Raw genomic sequence first — 16,366 nt, forward strand, 5'->3', positions numbered from 1 at the left:
ATGACTGAAGTGAGCACGGAAGCCGTCACCGCAGGGCTGCTCTCCGGGACAGGCATATCGCTCAGCAACCTGGGCAAGAGTTTCAAGATGGGCCGGAAGAGCGTGGTGGCACTGGAGGATGCCAACCTGATGACGTCCAAGGGGACGTTCCTCTCCCTGCTGGGACCCTCCGGCTGCGGCAAGTCCACCATCCTGAGGATTCTTGCCGGCCTGGAAACCCCCACCACCGGACAAGTGACGGTGGACGGCCACACGCCGGCCGAGCTGCGAACGCGGCATGAACTGGGGATCGCCTTCCAGGATCCGGCGCTGCTGCCCTGGCGGAGCGTGGTGTCCAACATCCGGCTGCCTTTCGAGGTGGCCGGCCTCCCCGTTGACCACGCGATGGTGGAGGATCTGGTGGAGCTGATCGGCCTGAAGGGCTTCGAGAAGGCAAAGCCGGCCCAGCTGTCCGGCGGCATGCGGCAGCGGGTGTCCATCGCCCGGGCCCTGGCGCTCAAGCCGTCGGTGCTGCTGCTGGATGAGCCCTTCGGCGCACTGGACGACATGACCCGCCAGCGGCTGAACTTGGAGCTCCTCAGGATCTGGACGGAGAAGCCCGCCACGACCCTGATGGTCACCCACGGCATCGCCGAAGCCATGTTCCTCTCCGACGTGGTGGCTGTGATGAGCGCCCGGCCGGGACGGATCAAGGAAATCATCACCGTGGACCTGCCCCGCCCCCGGACTCCGGAGATGATGCGCACGCCGGAATTCCATGCCCTGTGTGACCGGGCGTCGGAGCTCCTGTTCGGCGACGCCGGCGCGCCCCTTGAGGAAGTGGAGTCACCGTGACGCGGCCTTTCCTGTTAAGTACGAGGGTGGTGAGTGCGACGGCGGCCCGGCCGCTGCCGCCATGGGCCGCGGCCGGGATCGGTATGGCAGCCACGGTCGCACTCTGGTGGCTGGCCGCCGCGACGGTTCTTTCCGGGGTGGGCGCCAGTGCGGACGGTTCCGGCGGTGCCGTGCCGACGCCGCCCGAAGTCCTGGGGCAACTGGCGAGCGACGGCGTCGGGTTTTACTGGCCCAACCTTGTAGTGACCATGTCGGAGGCTTCCGCAGGGTACCTGTGGGGGAACGCCGCTGCGCTGCTGCTGTCCGCGAGTGTCCTGGTGCTTCCGTCCTTGGAACGTCTGGTCACCCAGCTGGCGGTGATCAGCTATTGCCTGCCCATCGTGGCCATCGGGCCGCTGGCCTTCATCGTCATCGGTTCGCCCGCACACGGGGAGTCGTCCGGCACGGCCGTCCTCTTGGCGGGCATCTCGGTCTTTTTCACCACCGTGGTGGGCGCGCTGGCGGCGCTGAAGAGCGCGGACCGGGCCAGCCTGGACCTCGTGGCGGTCTACGGCGGGGGCCGGCTCAAGCAGTTGGTGAAGGTCCAGCTCATTTCCGCACTGCCGGGAATCCTGAACGCGCTGAAGATCGCCGTCCCGGCCGCCGTCCTGGGAGCCGTGCTGGGCGAATACGTGGGCGGCGTGGACCGGGGGATCGGCCCGGCGCTGGTCAATGCGCAGCAGAACCTCGAGATCGCCAGGGCGTGGGGTGTTGCCCTGGTGGCGGGCCTTGTTGCCGGGGCCGGCTATGGAGTGTTCGCGCTGCTGGCAAGGTTCGTGACCCCGTGGTCCTCCGGGCGCCAGGCGGCATCATGAGGCCGGCAACGGCGGCCGGCGTGGCCGCACTGAAAGGCGCGGGCCGCGCGGGTGTGGGCCTGCTGGTTTCCCTGGCCGTGGTGCTGCTGCTGTGGGTTGCTCTGCTCAAGGTCTTCAACATCTCGCCGTTTGTCGGCAAGGGCCCACTGGACGTGTTCAACTTCCTGTTCGCTGTCCCGGCCGCGGAAACCAACCGGCAGGCCGTCCTGCAGAACCTCGGCCAGACCATGGTGGACGCGTTCTTCGGGTTCACCGCGGGAATGGTGGGCGCCGTGGTGATTGCCGGTGTGTTCGTCCTGTTCCGCGGTGTGGAGAATGCCCTGATGCCGGTCGCCATGCTGCTGCGCTCCGTTCCGCTCGTGGCCCTGGCACCCATCATCATCCTGATCTTCGGCCGGCAGGAACCGGCGGTCGCGGCCATCGGCGGGATCGTGGTGTTGTTCCCCGCCGTGGTCACGATTGTGTTCGGGCTGCGCTCGGCTTCCCCGGCCATGCTCGAAGTCATCGACGTCTATGGCGGATCACGCTGGACCGCCCTGCTGAAGGTTGCCCTGCCGTCGTCCCTGCCGGCATTCTTCACCGCGGTGAAGGTCTCCATTCCGGGGGCGATTACCGGCGCGCTGCTGGCAGAGTGGCTCGCCACAGGCAAGGGAATCGGCTACGCCATCATCTCTGCCGTGTCCCGGGCCAGAAACAACGAGGTGTGGGCGTCGGTGGTGGTGATCACCCTGGTGTCGATCATCCTCTACACCGTGGTGGCGCTGCTTGAGGAAACCATGCTGCGGAGGTCCGGGAGGTTGCCGTCAGCGTCCGGGTAGCGGGATTCCCCGCCCCGCGGTCTTTTCCCCTTGGCGTTGCCGGGGGATGCGACCATGGGGCGGGGATTAGCTGCGCGGGGGATGCCTAGCGGGTTGCGGCAGGCTGGCGGGTTACGGTCGCGGCACCGTCAGCGGGCACGACGGCGGGCGGTTCCGCCGCCGTCGTCCGTTCCTTGAGGAAGTACACCAGACCGGCGGCGAGGGTGGACGCGGCCGCCAGGGCGAACAGTCCCGGAACCACGCTTCCGGTGTGTTCCTTGATGATGCCGAAGCCGAAGGGGGCCACGAAGCCGCCCAGGTTGCCGAGCGAGTTGATGATGGCGATGGCCGGTGCAAGGACCAGGGGGTGCAGGCCTGACTGGGGGATGGTCCAGAACAGGGGTGACGCGCTCTTGAATCCCATCGCGGCCACAGCCAGGAATACCAGCGCCAGTACCGGAGTGGCGACGGCTGCCGCGAACGTTCCCACGGCGGCCACGAGCAGGGCAACCACCAGCAGCGGGCGCTTGGATGTGGCCTTGTCCTGCCACTTGGCCGCGAAGTACATGGCGACGACGGCGCAGACCCAGGGAATGGCGGATAGGAAGCCTACGCTCAGGTCCGTTGTGCCGGGGATCTGTTTGACGATGCTGGGCAGCCAGAAGGTGTTGGCATAGATGGACAGTTGCACTGAGAAGTAGATGCCGCACAGCAGGAGGATCTGCGGGTTCAGCAGCATCTTCCAGCGGTTGATTTTGGTGTCCTTGCCCGTGGCAGGGTTGTGCTGGGCATCCTCGCTGGCGATGGCGCCGATGAGCGCAGCCTTTTCCTTGAGGGTCAGCCATTTGGCGTCCTCGATCCTGGCGTCCAGGAGGAAGTACACGGTGATGCCAACGACGACGGAGAGCAGTCCTTCGAAACCAAAGAGCCACTGCCAGCCACGGAATCCGAGAGCACCCTGGAGGCTGAGCAGCATTCCTGCGATGGGTCCCGAAAGAGCGGCGGCAACCGAGGAACCGGCGATGAAAATGGCCGTGGCCTTGCCCCGCTGGCCGGCCGGTACCCAGCGGGCGAAATAGAAGATGACGGCGGGGAAGAACCCGGCCTCAGCCGCTCCCAGCAGGAAGCGCAGCACATAGAACATCATTTCGTTCTGCACGAACGCCATCAGGAAGGAAACGATGCCCCAGCTGACCATGATCCTGGTGAGCCAGACCCTGGCGCCGAACTTCTCCATCATCACGTTGCTGGGCAGTTCAAAGATCGCGTAGGCGATGAAGAACAGGCCAGCCCCGAAACCGTAGGCGGCGGCGCCGATGCCGACATCCGCTTCCAGGTGCTCGTGGGCGTAGCCGATGTTCGAACGGTTCAGCTGGTTGCAGACGAGCATGACCAGCATGATGGGCAGGACGCGCCGGAAGAACTTCTGCGTGGCGGACGCCAGATCCGTGACAGCGATGTCGACAGACTGCATGGGAAAAATCCTCTGTATCGGGGAATAAGCTTGCGCTGCGGCGGACCGGGAGGCCAGCCCTTTGTGGTCCTCGCCACAGCTTTCCCTAGACTTTATTCACCTGCGGCGATGCACGTCCAACACGCCTTTTGCATTGCGTGATACCTATGGCGCACTGCGGGGCGCCCCGGTGCTCACAAGCGCGGCCCGACCTCGGCTTTAACCGCCGTGACCGGGCAGCCGGCCTCAAGGATGACGCGCTGGGCAGTGCTGCCGAGGAACAGTTTCCCCACCGGGGAGCGGCGCCGGACTCCTATCACTATCAGTTCAATATCCTCCTCGTAGGAGGCGTCGATCATGACGTCCGCTGCGTCGCTGCCCTCATTAGGGCGGAGTGTAGCTTGGACGCCCGCTGCTGCCGCGGCAGCAATGGCTTCGCGGATGTCCCCCTCCGCCTCGGCCGATGCGTCGCCCGCAACAGGGCCCATGATCTGCAGGGCGGTCTTTCGGAGTGCAGCCTCCCCGATGGCGGCACTCAGGGCGGCGCGGCCCTCCTGGCCGGCCACGTATCCCACTGCGACGCTCATGCCTGCACCGCGGTGAGGACCGAACCGGACTCAACGAACTGCCGCAGGTTCGCGAGCGTAAGTTCTGCCATTGCGGCCCTCGTTTCGTGGGTTCCGCTCCCCAGATGGGGCAGCAGGACTACATTGTCCAGGGCGAGGAGGTCTTCCGGGACCTTTGGCTCCTCCGCAAAGACGTCCAGGCCGGCCCCGGCCAGCCGCCCGGCCAGCAGGGCAGCCACAAGGGCGTCCTCATCCACCACGCTTCCCCGTGCGATGTTGATCAGGTAGCCCTCAGGCCCGATCGCGTCGATAACGGCGGCGTCCACGAGTTTGGCCGAGCCGGACCCGCCGGCCGCGGCGACAATCAGGACGTCACAACCGGCGGCGAGTTCGCGCGGTGAGGCCTTGTACCCGTAGCTGACCCCGTCCACCGGATTGCGGCTGTGGTAACTGATGCTGCAGTCGAAGCCTTCCAGGCGCCGGGCGATGACCCGTCCAATCCGGCCGAGCCCCAGGATGCCCACTCTCTTGCCGCTGGCCTTGGTGGCGAGCGGGAAGTTGCCCTTGCTGAGCCAGTCACCGCGGCGGACGAAGCGGTCCGCGGCGCTCACCCGGCGCAGGACGTCCAGGTACAGGGCGATTGCGGTGTCCGCCACGCAGTCGTTGAGGACGTCGGGGGTGTTGCTGACCGTGATGCCGCGCCGGGCGGCCTGGGCAACGTCCGTGGTGTCATAGCCGACACCGAAGTTGATGACCGCGCGCAGGCTGGGAAGTGCGCGCATCAGGTCCGGGCCGACGCCGAACTTGCCCGAGGTCACGGCGACCTCGAAGGATTCGCCGTGGAGATGCAGGAATTCTTCCCGCTCGGGGGTTGAGTCTGGGAGGCGCACGGCGTCGTACTCGCTCCGGATGGCTTCTTGGACGGCTGGCATGAGTGGCCCTACCTGCAGGACGGCGGTGTTCTTCATATCTGCACCCTAGGTTTCGGATCCATACGCGTCCAACATGTAAATGGCATTGTTCGATGCCGGAAGTGAATCGATTGTGGTACTCCGGCGGAACCGCGCGGATTTCCGGGATAAGTGGTGCCCGTCACAGGGCGTCGGTGGCTGGAACCGGCGCCGGCGCGCGCCACCGGCGGCCGGTAAAAACCTTGTGGAGCCTGTGGACCTCAACTAGCTTGAGTCCAGCGCGGCCCGAACTACCTGATCTTGTTGCCCGGTTCCACTGGTGCACGAGCACACCCCTGCCGCAAACACCCAATTCGGAGGAATCCAATGACGTCTTCTTCAAAGTCCCCATTTCCCGCTGCCTTGCTTAAATGGCCGGCCCTGGCGTCCGTCGCGGTGCTCGGTCTGAGCGGCTGTTCGGTGGCCAATTCCGACGCCGGCGCCGCCTCCTCGAACACGGTGCGCGTGGTCCTCGGCCAGGAACCGCCCACGCTGGAAGCCTGTGAGTCCAACCTGACCTCCACCGGTGTTGTGGTGCGCTCTAACGTCACCGAACCGCTGATTGAACGCAACCCGACCAGCGGCGAACTCGAGCCCAAGCTCGCCACTGAATGGAAGGCCACTACGGATACTGAGTGGACCCTTAAGCTGCGCGAAGGCGTGACTTTCCAGGACGGCACGCCGTTCAATGCCGAAGCCGCCGCCTTCACCATCGAAAGGGCAGTCAACTCCAAGCTCGGCTGCAACGTGGAAGGCTACGTCTTCGGCGACGCGGACCTCGCCGTGAAGGCCGTGGATGCCACCACCCTGACCGTCACCACTCCCGAACCTGATCCCATCCTGCCGCTGCGCCTTTCGTTCCTCGAGGTGGTGCCGACGTCCACAAGTACCACGGCGAAGGTCCGTGAGCCGATCGGCACGGGTCCCTACAAGATCGAGAAGTGGGACGCCGGCCAGAAGATCACTTTGTCCAGCTGGGACGGGTATTGGGGGGACAAGCCCGCTTACGCCAAGGCGGAGTACCAGTGGCGTTCCGAGAGCTCAGTGCGCGCTGCCATGATCACCAGCGGCGAGGCAGATGTTGCCATGGGACTGAGCCCGGACGACAACATCGGCGACCTTGGCGTCGACTACCCCAACAACGAGACCGTGGCATTGCGGCTCGATGCCAATGAGGCGCCGCTCAACGACCTCCGGGTCCGCCAGGCGGTCAACTACGCCCTCGACAAGGAGGGAATCGTCAACTCGCTCTACCAGGGCAAGCACCAGGTGGCTGCCCAGCTGGTTCCCGAAGGCATCGTGGGGCACAACGCGGCGCTGAAGGCCTGGCCGTTCGACCTGGACAAGGCGAAGTCCCTCGTTGCCGACGCCAAGGCCGACGGCGTTGATACGTCCGCGCAGATCTCGCTGGTAGTCCGGAGCGCGCAGTTCCCGAAGATCACTGAGCTCGCTCAGGTCCTCCAGGAGCAGCTGAGCCAGGCCGGCCTGAACGTCAAGCTCAAGATGCTCGAAACCAGCCAGCACCTGACCTACCAGGTCCGTCCCTTCTCCGATGATGAAGGCGCGGTGGCCCTGATGACCCAGCACGGCAACCAGGCCGGCGATGCAGCCTTCACCGTGGACCAGTACATGCTGTCCACCGGAGCCCAGAGCTACTTCGGCACCCCCGAGTTCGACGCCATGATCAAGAAGGCGGATGCGGCCTCCGGCGACGAGCGGAAGAAGGACTTTGAGGACATCTTCGCGTACCAGAACGACAAAGTTGTCCAGTTTGCCCACATCTCGCACCAGACCGGCATCATCGGCAAGGCCAAGTCCGTGAAGTACACGCCCAATTCGTCCAGTGGCGACGAGTTGCGTGTTTCGGAAATGACGCCGGCAAACTAGCCCGGACCCGGAGATAAGGACAGCCATGCTGATCTACTTGAGAAAGCGGATTGTCTCCAGCGCTCTACCGCTGGTGGTGGTGATCGTTGGTGTGTTCGCGCTGGCCAGGATGACAGGAAACCCTGCCAGCCTGTACCTGCCGCTGAACGCCACCCAGCAGATGCGCGACGACTTCACCGCACGCAATGGACTGGACCAGCCGCTGCTGGTACAGATGGCCGACTACTTCGGCGGAGTGCTCCGGCTCGACTTCGGACAGTCACTCCGCACGGGGCAGGATGCCGCGGCCATGGCACTGCGCGCCTTCCCGGCCACCCTGCAGCTGGCCGCCACCACAATGGTGCTGGCTGTGCTGCTGGCGCTGGTGGTCGGGTGCTGGGCTGCGCTGAAGCCGAATGGCATCGCGGACCGTATCTCAAGTTTCGTCTCCATGGCTGCAGCCTCGATACCGGACTTCTGGCTGGCAATCGTGGGCATCTGGGTCTTCGCCATCACCCTGGGCTGGCTCCCGACATCCGGTGTGTCGGGGGCCGGCGCCTGGGTATTGCCCATCGCCACGTTGCTCCTGCGGCCGTTCGGCGTGCTGGTCCAGATTGTCCGCGGCTCCATGGTCTCCGCCCTCTCGGAGCCCTACATCAAACTGGCCCGCAGCCGCGGAGCAGGCGAACTCCGTGTGGTCACGCACCATGCGCTGCGCAACGCGGCCGCCCCCGCGCTGACGGTGGCCGGCGACCTGACCGTGGGCCTCGTGAACGGCGCCGTGGTGGTGGAGACCATCTTCGGCTGGCCGGGCATCGGAAAGCTCATGATCGATTCGATCCTGCAACGGGACTTCGCCGTCCTGCAGGCAGCCGTCCTGCTCACCGCCGTCGCGATTTTTGCCCTGAACATCCTTATCGACATGGGCTACGCGCTGCTGGACGCGCGCGTCCGGCCCGTCACGGTTAAGGCCTAGGAGTAGCCATGAAGAGTTCACTGACTGAGGGCGCGGCGCCGGAGAAGCTGCCGGCGGCCCGCGAACACCAGAACGAAAAGAAGGACGAAAAGCAGGTGGGACAGCTGAGTCTTTTCCGCCTCCTGCTCAAGGACCGCTTTGCCACCGTCTCTGCGCTGATCCTGATCATTATCGGCCTGACCGCCCTGGTCGGCCCTGCGCTGATGGGCGATCTGGCCACCAAACAGAACCTGCTGTTCGCCAACAAGGCACCATTCACGCTGGCGCACGGCTGGGAATACTTCCTGGGCAGCGACTCGCTGGGCCGCAGCATGCTGGCCCGGCTGGTCGTGGCGAGCCGGACCACTCTGTCCGTCGCCTTGCCCGCGGTGGCCGTGGCCCTGGTCGTTGGCTCCCTGTGGGGCGTCTGGGCCGGCTACCACCGCGGCTGGCGGGAGAACGTGTCCATGCGCATCGCCGACGTGATCATGAGCTTCCCGTCCCTGCTGCTCGCCGTCGTCGTGCTTTACGTTTTTAGCCCCAGTGCGGCGAACATCGTGCTGATCCTGGCACTCACCCGCATCCCGATCTACCTGCGCACCGCGCGCGCCGAATCGGCGGAACTCCAGAGCCGGACATTTGTCGACGCCGCCCGGACCTTTGGTGCCAAACCCAATGCGATCATCCTCCGGCACGTCATCCCCGTGGTGCTGCCGACGCTCCTGACGCTGGCCACCCTCGAGTTCTGCTACGTCATGCTCGCCGAGTCCTCACTGAGCTTCCTGGGCATCGGCATCCAGCCGCCGGACGTCAGCTGGGGCCTGATGGTCTCCCAGGGCCGGCAGTACCTGCAGACCGCCTGGTGGCTCTCGATCTTCCCCGGCGTTGCCATCGTGGTCACCACCATCGCCGCCAACGTCCTCGCCGCCTGGCTGCGGATCGCCACCGATCCGGCCCAGCGCTGGCGCCTGGCACTTCCCCGCAAGCGGCTGATCGCCCGTATCCCAGCCAAGGAGGCACAGCCGTGAAAACAGCCGCCCAGCAAGCCCCCATCCAGCGCACCGGCGAGGCTGCCCGCGCTGCCACAGGCCAGACCAAGGCGCACGACGTCGTCCTGCAGGTCCGTGACCTTGCCGTGGACATCCGCACCCACCGCGGCACCGTGCGCGCCGTCAACAGCGTGGCTTTCGAAGCCCGTGCCGGGGAGACACTGGCGTTGCTCGGGGAATCAGGGTGCGGAAAGTCCATGACAGCAAAGGCACTCGCCGGGATCATGGACCCCGTCTGCGACCTCGCCGACGGCGAGATCGTCCTCAACGGCACCGATCTCGCCGCACTCAGCGCCAAGGAACGGCTCAAGTTTGCCGGGCCCGAGCTGGGCATCGTCTTCCAGGACGCGCTGACTGCCCTGAACCCCGTCTATACGGTGGGGACGCAACTGGGCGAAGCCTTCCGCATCCACCGCGGGCTCAGCGCGAAGGAAGCCCGGGTTGAAGCGATTGACCTGATGAAACGCGTCGGCATTCCCGAGCCGGAATCCCGGATCAATTCCTACCCGCACCAGTTCTCAGGCGGCATGCGCCAGCGCATCCTCATCGCCATGGCCGTGGCCCTCAACCCGCGCCTGCTGATCGCCGATGAACCCACCACGGCACTGGACGTCACGGTCCAGGCGCAGATCATGCAGCTTCTGCGGAAGCTCCGTGAGGAGGGCCAGATGGCGGTCATCCTCATTACGCACGACCTGGCCGTGGTGGCCGAGGAAGCCGACACCGTGGCCGTGATGTACGCCGGCAACGTGGTGGAGAGCGGACCGGTCTCCGAAGTTTTCGCCGACCCGCGCCATCCCTACACCAAAGGGCTGCTGGAATCGGTGCCCGTCCACCTGGAGCGGGGCGCCAAGCTCAAGTCCATTGCCGGCAGCCCGCCGGAGCTCCACGACATCCCGTCCGGCTGCGTCTACCAGTCCCGCTGCCCGCTGGTGCAGGACATCTGCAGGGCCGAACGTCCCGTGCTCCGCCCGGTAGCCGGAGACCGCCCAGTAGCCGGAGCCCACCCGGTAGCCGGAGACCGCCCAGTAGCCGGAGCCGCGGGCATCGGCGGCACCCCCGTCAACATCCCTTCCGGCGCCCAGCCGCGGCCTGCCCGCACGGCCGCCTGCCACTTCAGCGAGGAGATCAGCAATGTCTGAGCCGCTTCTGACAATCGAGGGCCTGACCAAGACGTTCCACGTGGCCAGGAGCGCCAGCGGCAACACCCGGCTCAAGGCCCTGGACGGGATCAGCCTGACCGTGGGCCGGGGTGAGACCCTGGGACTGGTGGGCGAGTCCGGCTGCGGCAAGTCCACCCTGGCGCGGACCCTGATGATGCTGGAAACACCGGATGAAGGGACCGTGACCTTCGAAGGAACCAACCCCTTCGGGCTCCGCGGGAAGGAACTGCTGAGCTGGCGGCGGCGCGTGCAGATGGTCTTCCAGGACCCGTTTGCCTCCCTGAACGCCCGGATGAACGCCGGCGACATCATCGCCGAACCGTGGGCCACCCACCGCGGCCTCTACCCGACGTCCCGGGAGCGCCAGGCAAGGGTAAGTGAACTGCTGCACATGGTGGGGCTGCGTCCCTCCGATGCGCGCAAGTCGCCGCAGGAATTCTCCGGCGGCCAGCGCCAGCGCATCGGGATCGCCCGTGCCCTGGCACTGAACCCGGACGTCATCATCCTCGACGAGCCCGTCTCGGCCCTGGACCTTTCCGTGCAGGCGCAGGTCCTGAACCTGCTCAATGAACTCCAGCAGGAACTCGGTGTTTCCTACATCTTCATCTCGCACGACCTGACCGTGGTCCGCCATGTGGCGGACAGGGTGGCTGTGATGTACCTCGGACGAATCATCGAGACCGGGGCCACCGAGGAAGTCTTTGACCATCCCCGGCACCCGTACACGGCGGCCCTGATGTCGGCGTCCCCGAAACTGGACGTCAGCGGAACCAGACGGGACAGGATTGTCCTTCAAGGTGAGCTGCCCTCTCCTCTGGATCCGCCGTCGGGCTGCCGCTTCCGGACGCGCTGCTGGAAGGCGCAGGATATCTGCGCCGAAGTATCACCGGAACCGCAGGTCCTGGCAGCCCCTGACGGCACGCGGCACGTGGCGGAATGCCATTTCCCGCTCGATTCCCTCAAGGGCCTGACCGGCGCCGCGGCAACTGCCACTGCTACCTCCGCTGTGCCCGTCCAGTGACGGGACCCGAGTGACTGGTGCCGAATATGCCGTCATAGCCGGGGTGATCTTCCTGGCAGCCTGCCTGCAGGCCTCCAGCGGCTTCGGCATGGGCATGCTCGCAGCGCCGGTGATCGCGATGGTGGATCCGGCGCTGCTTCCCGCCACCCTGATCCTCCTGGCCCTGCTCGTCACCCTCATGGTCACCGTGCGGGAGCGGCAAAGCCTGGACCTCAGAGGCACGGGCTGGGCCCTGGTGGGCCGGATTCCCGGGAGCTTCCTGGGCGCGTGGCTGGTGACGGCACTGTCCCGCGAAGGCCTGGCGTGGGTGGTGGTGGCGGTGGTGCTGGCCGGTCTGGTGCTGGCGGGCCGCGGCTGGGCTCCCCGGCCGGTCCGCGCCAACCTGATCGTTGCCGGCGCGGCCTCCGGCATCATGGGTACCGCCACGTCCATCGGGGGACCGCCCATGGCCCTGGTGTGGCACGGGCACGACGGCCCCCGGCTGCGCGGCACCATGAGCGCCTTCTTTATGGTGGGCTCATCCATTTCCATGGCAATGCTGTGGCTGGCAGGAGCTGTTACCACGGACATGCTTTCACTGGCGCTGTGGATGGTTCCTGCGGCCGTTGGCGGCTACGCGGCATCCCGGTTCGTGAACCACTTCCTCAATGCCGCACGCCTGAAGGCCCTGGCCCTGGGTGCGTCAGCGCTGGGAAGCGCCCTGCTGATCGTGCAGCTGGTCTTGGCGGCTACGTAGCCGGAACGGGCCGCGGCACCAGGTTCACAAGCTCCCCGCCCCGTGCAAGCAGCCCGATGTTGGCGGCGATGTCCGCCGCGCGTCGTTCAAAGGTGGTGCGTGCATGGCCGGAATGGTGCGGGGTCAGCACGGTGTTCTGCAGGGACGCGAAGGGCAGTTCAGCAGGCGGAACCACGCCGTCCGCGGGCGATCCCCACCAGACGTCGAGGCCGGCGCCGGCGATCCGCCGCTCCTTCAGGGCCGCGTACAGTGCCGCCTGATCCACCACCGGCCCGCGTGCCACGTTAATAAGGAACGCTGACGGTTTCATGGCGGACAGTTCCGCCGCCCCGATCATCCCTTCCGTGCCGGAATCCAGCGGCACGGTCACCACCACGACGTCGGACGCCGCCAGGAGTTCGTGGAGCTCATTGTTTCCGCCTACCCGGTCGAGGCTGACCCCCTGCGGCAGGGCGGCCGCAGGATTGCGCCGCACAGCGCGGACTTTCATGCCCAGCGATCCGGCCATGCGGGCGACCTCGGCGCCGATGGATCCCAGGCCCACCAGGCCCAGGGTCAGGTCGGCGAGAACGGGATGGAACGGCACGTCGTCGGCCGTTGCGATGGTCCGCCACTGCCCCTGGCGGACCTCCCGGTCGGCTGCCGCAACATTGCGGGAAAGCATCAGGGTGACCATCAGGACGTGCTCGGCGATGGGCCGTGCGTGGTGGAAGGTGTTGGCCACCAGAGCCGACTGTGCCAGGTGCGGGAAGGAAATCTTGTCGTAGCCTGCACCCGTGACGTGGACCAGGCGCACGCGGCCGGCAGCCTCCGCTTCCACGGGGCCCAGGGAGGAGCAAACCACGACGTCGGCGCCCGCCAGGGCGTCCAGCCGGCGTTCCGGAGTCCAAGCCGCAGCCATGTCCCACTGGTGAGTGCCGCCGTCGGACCTTAACCGGTCCTCGAAGCGGCTGATAATGGGATCGGTGACCACGATCTTCAGTGATTCCGGGCGGTCCGGAGCCTGCTCCCCGGTGTTTACCACCGGGGGCCCTGAAGCTCGTAGGACGGGTGGAGCCGCTGCATGTAGCCGGTGTCGTCCCGGCTCGTGATCCCGCAGTCCAAGTACTGGCGGTGCAGGCGTTCCAGGGCGTCACGGTCCACCTCGACGCCGAGGCCGGGCCCGGTGGGGACCTGGACGGCGCCGTCCTTGAACGTGAACACACCGCCGGCAATGACATCCTCCGACGGGTCCTTCCACGGCCAGTGCGTGTCGCAGGCGTAGTCGAGGTTGGGGGTTGCCGCAGCCAAATGCACCATGGCGGCGAGGCTGATGCCAAGGTGGGAGTTGGAGTGCATGGACAGCCCCAGGCCGAACGTCTCGGTAATGCCGGCCAGGAACTGGGTCCGGCGGAGGCCGCCCCAGAAGTGGTGGTCCGAGAGGATGACGTCCACGGCGCCGGCCGCCACGGCAGGGGCCACGTCCGCGAAGCTGACCACGCACATGTTCGTGGCCAGGGGCATGCCGACCTCTCGGCGGACGGCCGCCATGCCCTCAATGCCTGGTGTGGGGTCCTCAAGGTACTCCAGGACGCCGTGCAATTCCTTGCCCACGCGGATGGAGGTCTCCACTGTCCAGGCACCGTTGGGATCGATGCGGAGAGGGAGGCCGGGGAATTCGGCGCGGAGGGCGTGGATGGCCGCGATCTCTTCTTCCGGCGGGAACACGCCGGCCTTCAGTTTGAGTGCGCTGAAGCCGTAGCGGTCCACCATGGTCCGGGCCTGCTGCACGATCCCGGCCGGGTCCAGGGCCGCACCCCAGGCGTCGTCCTCCTGGCCTGGGTGGCCCGCCCACTTGTAGAACAAATACCCGCTGAACTGCACAGAGCCACGGACGGCGCCGCCCAGGAGGTCGCTGACCGGGCGGCCGAGGAGTTTGCCCTGGATATCCAGGGCGGCGACATCGAACGCGGACAGCACGCGGTCGGCTGTGCTCGAACCGGTGACCATGCCGCTCATGCCGTGGCCGCCCTGGATGGTGTCCTGCTGCAGTGCCTGGGCGATCCGGCTGCGCAGCACGTTGATGTTGAAAATGTCCGTGCCGGGCACGGCCGCAGCTGCGAGCCGGAGCCGGGCAATGTGGCCGGCATCGCCGTAGGTTTCACCGAAGCCCGATACGCCGGCATCCGTCTGGACCTCCACGATGGCCCGCAGCGCGAATGGTTCGTGAACGCCCACGGTGTTCAGGAGCGGCGGGTCCTTGAAGGCCACCGGCGTGATGAAGACGCCGGTAATCCTGGCCTGGTTGATGTACTGGGCGGGATCGTATGCCTGGTCCACAGCGCTGTGCTCCTTGGGTTGCCTCGGGGGTTGATTTACCTGCTCCGTTCACCGACCATAAGGGGAGTCATCGATCCAAGTCCAAGCTAATTTGTGCACTCAACAATTCAGTAAAGGTATGAATGTTTTCCCTACCCCAGTTAGAGGCGTTCGTTGCCGTCGCTGAAGAGCTCCACTTCGGCGCGGCGGCCGAGCGGCTCAACATGACCCAGCCGCCGCTGAGCCGCCAGATCCAGATGCTCGAGAAGAAGCTGGGAACCCAGCTCTTCGGCCGCACCAGCAGGAAGGTGGAGCTGACCGCCGCGGGCGCCACGCTGCTGCCGAGGGCACGCCAGATCCTGGATATGTGCATCAAGACCGACCTGGATGTCCGCCGGGTGTCCTCCGGCGAAGCAGGCGCCATCACCGTGGGGTACACGGCCATCGCCGGCCAAAGCGCACTGCCCCTGATGCTGCGCCGGGCTGCCGAGGGGATGCCGGGAGTGTCCTTTGTGCTCCGGGAACTGGTCTCAACGGACCAGATGGACGGGCTGGTGAAGGGCAGCGTGGACATCGGCCTGCTGCGGCCCATCGTGGCTCGGCCCGGCGTGGTGTCCCGGCCGCTCATGCAGGACCGGCTGGTGGTGGCGCTGCCCGAGGGGAGCTCACTGCTGGGCAATATGGCGGTGCCGCCGGGTCAGCCGCTGCCGCTTGGGTCCCTGGACAGGCTGCCGCTGCTGATGTACTCCACCAAGGAGGCCCGGTATTTCCACGACCTGGTGCTCCGGTTGTTCGCCAGCGCTGGCGCCCACGCCAACGTCACGCAGTACGCCAGCCAGGTTCCGGCCCTTTTGGCCTTCGTCCAGGCGGGACTGGGGGTGACGCTTGTCCCCGCTTCGGCCATGGCTTTCGCGCCCGCCGGGGTGGAATTCCACGAGATTGATGGACGGTACGGGATCCAGGAGCTGAACCGCGTGGACCTGGAGCTGGCATGGAATGAAGAAACAGCCAACCCCGCAGTCCTGCGGCTCCTCAGGCTGATCGACACGCCTGAACGGCTGGCTGACCTCAACGCCTGAGCGGCCCACCCGGCCCCCGGCGCCCCGGCTGGCAGGAGCCGGCCGCCGCTACTGGCGTCCGTCCCTGAGCCGTCGCCTCGAGTTGGCCAGGTGGCTGCGCATGGCAGCAGACGACGACGGCACGTCACCTTCCGCGATGGCCGCATAGATCGATTCGTGCTCGTGGACCACCTGTTCGAAGTGGTCACGGGCGTAGTGTTCGACGCCGGTCATCAGCCGGGTGCGCGGCATGGCGATCATGGTCTGGCCCAGGGACGCGAGGCAGTCCGAATAGAAGGGGTTTCCCGTCGCCGCGGCGATGGCCTTGTGGAATTCGTAGTCGGACTTCATGGCATGCGCCGGGTGGTCGCCGCTGGCAGTGAACTCCTCCAGGGCGCTCAGGACGGCCTTCAGTTGCCGGTCCGTCCGGTTGCGGGCGGCGAGGGCGGCGGCCTCCGCCTCGACGCCGATGCGGAACTCGAGCAGGTGGAGCCGGTCCTCAAGGCTTGCCACCGGCCGTCCGCCGGGGGAGTGCGGATCGCCGTGCGGGGGCGGGGTCAGCGCGAAGCTGCCCCGCCCGCGTTCGGTTTCCACCAGTCCTTCAGCCTGGAGCCGGGTCAGGGCAGCCCGGACCACCGTGCGGCTCACACCGAACTCGCCGATCAGCGTGTTTTCGCTGGGAAGCTTGTCGCCGGGCTGGATGACGCCGTCAACGATGCGGGTGCGAAGATCGGCGGCGAGGTCCGCGGTCAGGTTCCGGCTCATG

The 16,366-nt window shown here is 66.5% G+C and carries 16 protein-coding genes; 10 read left to right on the forward strand and 6 right to left on the reverse strand.

Annotated elements, in window-relative coordinates:
* The 3 genes from ASF98_RS03370 to ASF98_RS03380 are packed head-to-tail and all read left to right on the forward strand — an operon-like array spanning window position 1 to window position 2,506.
* Window positions 1-834 carry an ABC transporter ATP-binding protein gene (locus ASF98_RS03370; protein WP_055797459.1) on the forward strand — a complete coding sequence of 278 codons (834 nt, stop codon included), beginning with the start codon at window positions 1-3 and terminating at the stop codon, window positions 832-834.
* The gene (locus ASF98_RS03375) at window positions 831-1,688 is read left to right on the forward strand and encodes an ABC transporter permease (RefSeq protein WP_082506687.1); all 858 of its coding nucleotides are present in this window, start codon (window positions 831-833) and stop codon (window positions 1,686-1,688) included. The genes ASF98_RS03370 and ASF98_RS03375 overlap by 4 nt, the downstream gene beginning before the upstream one ends.
* A complete protein-coding gene (locus tag ASF98_RS03380) occupies window positions 1,685-2,506 on the forward strand; it encodes an ABC transporter permease (protein ID WP_055797827.1) in 822 nt (273 codons plus the stop codon). Before ASF98_RS03375 ends, ASF98_RS03380 begins: the two co-directional genes overlap by 4 nt.
* 85 nt (window positions 2,507-2,591) lie before the next feature.
* Here ASF98_RS03380 and ASF98_RS03385 read toward each other — a convergent pair whose 3' ends face one another.
* The 3 genes from ASF98_RS03385 to ASF98_RS03395 form a co-directional block, all read right to left on the reverse strand.
* Complete coding sequence (locus ASF98_RS03385) at window positions 2,592-3,959, reverse strand: MFS transporter (protein WP_082506688.1); 1,368 nt, start codon at window positions 3,957-3,959, stop codon at window positions 2,592-2,594.
* Window positions 3,960-4,132: 173 nt separating this feature from the next.
* Window positions 4,133-4,525 (reverse strand): universal stress protein, encoded by a 393-nt coding sequence (locus tag ASF98_RS03390; RefSeq protein WP_055797464.1) that lies wholly within the window; start codon window positions 4,523-4,525, stop codon window positions 4,133-4,135.
* Entirely contained in the window at window positions 4,522-5,472 is a 951-nt protein-coding gene (locus ASF98_RS03395) for a 2-hydroxyacid dehydrogenase (protein WP_055797467.1), read from the reverse strand. The genes ASF98_RS03390 and ASF98_RS03395 overlap by 4 nt, the downstream gene beginning before the upstream one ends.
* Before the next feature lie 309 nt (window positions 5,473-5,781).
* On the opposite strand from ASF98_RS03395, the gene ASF98_RS03400 reads away from it, so the two are divergent.
* Genes ASF98_RS03400 through ASF98_RS03425 form a run of 6 tightly spaced genes read left to right on the forward strand, consistent with a single transcriptional unit; the run spans window position 5,782 to window position 12,244 of the window.
* Window positions 5,782-7,341 (forward strand): ABC transporter substrate-binding protein, encoded by a 1,560-nt coding sequence (locus ASF98_RS03400; protein ID WP_055797471.1) that lies wholly within the window; start codon window positions 5,782-5,784, stop codon window positions 7,339-7,341.
* 25 nt (window positions 7,342-7,366) lie between these two features.
* Window positions 7,367-8,296: an ABC transporter permease gene (locus ASF98_RS03405; RefSeq protein ID WP_028272355.1), complete on the forward strand. Its 930-nt coding sequence runs from the start codon at window positions 7,367-7,369 to the stop codon at window positions 8,294-8,296.
* An 8-nt stretch (window positions 8,297-8,304) separates the two neighbouring features.
* Window positions 8,305-9,303, forward strand: a complete 999-nt coding sequence (locus ASF98_RS03410) for an ABC transporter permease (RefSeq protein WP_156372268.1) — start codon at window positions 8,305-8,307, stop codon at window positions 9,301-9,303.
* Window positions 9,300-10,466 (forward strand): ABC transporter ATP-binding protein, encoded by a 1,167-nt coding sequence (locus tag ASF98_RS03415; RefSeq protein ID WP_082506689.1) that lies wholly within the window; start codon window positions 9,300-9,302, stop codon window positions 10,464-10,466. The genes ASF98_RS03410 and ASF98_RS03415 overlap by 4 nt, the downstream gene beginning before the upstream one ends.
* The gene (locus ASF98_RS03420) at window positions 10,459-11,508 is read left to right on the forward strand and encodes an ABC transporter ATP-binding protein (RefSeq protein ID WP_055797474.1); all 1,050 of its coding nucleotides are present in this window, start codon (window positions 10,459-10,461) and stop codon (window positions 11,506-11,508) included. The genes ASF98_RS03415 and ASF98_RS03420 overlap by 8 nt, the downstream gene beginning before the upstream one ends.
* A 10-nt stretch (window positions 11,509-11,518) precedes the next feature.
* Window positions 11,519-12,244 (forward strand): sulfite exporter TauE/SafE family protein, encoded by a 726-nt coding sequence (locus tag ASF98_RS03425; protein WP_055797476.1) that lies wholly within the window; start codon window positions 11,519-11,521, stop codon window positions 12,242-12,244.
* On the opposite strand, the gene ASF98_RS03430 is transcribed toward ASF98_RS03425, so the two are convergent.
* Together ASF98_RS03430 and ASF98_RS03435 are read right to left on the reverse strand one after the other, a co-directional pair.
* On the reverse strand, window positions 12,237-13,268 hold the full coding sequence (locus ASF98_RS03430; RefSeq protein WP_082506690.1) for a 2-hydroxyacid dehydrogenase: 1,032 nt from the start codon (window positions 13,266-13,268) through the stop codon (window positions 12,237-12,239). The two genes, ASF98_RS03425 and ASF98_RS03430, sit on opposite strands and share 8 nt — an antisense overlap.
* Window positions 13,262-14,563, reverse strand: coding sequence for a glucarate dehydratase family protein (locus ASF98_RS03435; protein ID WP_156372269.1), 1,302 nt, complete (start codon window positions 14,561-14,563; stop codon window positions 13,262-13,264). The genes ASF98_RS03430 and ASF98_RS03435 overlap by 7 nt, the downstream gene beginning before the upstream one ends.
* Window positions 14,564-14,685: 122 nt before the next feature.
* On the opposite strand from ASF98_RS03435, the gene ASF98_RS03440 reads away from it, so the two are divergent.
* The gene (locus tag ASF98_RS03440; protein WP_055797478.1) at window positions 14,686-15,621 is read left to right on the forward strand and encodes a LysR family transcriptional regulator; all 936 of its coding nucleotides are present in this window, start codon (window positions 14,686-14,688) and stop codon (window positions 15,619-15,621) included.
* A gap of 48 nt (window positions 15,622-15,669) precedes the next feature.
* Here ASF98_RS03440 and ASF98_RS03445 read toward each other — a convergent pair whose 3' ends face one another.
* The gene (locus ASF98_RS03445) at window positions 15,670-16,365 is read right to left on the reverse strand and encodes a FadR/GntR family transcriptional regulator (RefSeq protein WP_055797481.1); all 696 of its coding nucleotides are present in this window, start codon (window positions 16,363-16,365) and stop codon (window positions 15,670-15,672) included.
* Window position 16,366 lies beyond the last annotated feature (1 nt).

The organism is Arthrobacter sp. Leaf337 (genome assembly GCF_001423745.1).
Taxonomy (GTDB): domain Bacteria; phylum Actinomycetota; class Actinomycetes; order Actinomycetales; family Micrococcaceae; genus Arthrobacter.

Bases quoted from the DNA above. Each gene is read 5' to 3' on its own strand.
- ASF98_RS03405 (WP_028272355.1), top strand. From the start codon at position 7,367: ATGCTGATCTACTTGAGAAAGCGGATTGTCTCCAGCGCTCTACCGCTG.
- ASF98_RS03440 (WP_055797478.1), top strand. From the start codon at position 14,686: ATGTTTTCCCTACCCCAGTTAGAGGCGTTCGTTGCCGTCGCTGAAGAG.
- ASF98_RS03445 (WP_055797481.1), bottom strand. From the start codon at position 16,365: ATGAGCCGGAACCTGACCGCGGACCTCGCCGCCGATCTTCGCACCCGC.
- ASF98_RS03370 (WP_055797459.1), top strand. From the start codon at position 1: ATGACTGAAGTGAGCACGGAAGCCGTCACCGCAGGGCTGCTCTCCGGG.
- ASF98_RS03395 (WP_055797467.1), bottom strand. From the start codon at position 5,472: ATGAAGAACACCGCCGTCCTGCAGGTAGGGCCACTCATGCCAGCCGTC.
- ASF98_RS03420 (WP_055797474.1), top strand. From the start codon at position 10,459: ATGTCTGAGCCGCTTCTGACAATCGAGGGCCTGACCAAGACGTTCCAC.
- ASF98_RS03390 (WP_055797464.1), bottom strand. From the start codon at position 4,525: ATGAGCGTCGCAGTGGGATACGTGGCCGGCCAGGAGGGCCGCGCCGCC.
- ASF98_RS03385 (WP_082506688.1), bottom strand. From the start codon at position 3,959: ATGCAGTCTGTCGACATCGCTGTCACGGATCTGGCGTCCGCCACGCAG.
- ASF98_RS03380 (WP_055797827.1), top strand. From the start codon at position 1,685: ATGAGGCCGGCAACGGCGGCCGGCGTGGCCGCACTGAAAGGCGCGGGC.
- ASF98_RS03400 (WP_055797471.1), top strand. From the start codon at position 5,782: ATGACGTCTTCTTCAAAGTCCCCATTTCCCGCTGCCTTGCTTAAATGG.
- ASF98_RS03410 (WP_156372268.1), top strand. From the start codon at position 8,305: ATGAAGAGTTCACTGACTGAGGGCGCGGCGCCGGAGAAGCTGCCGGCG.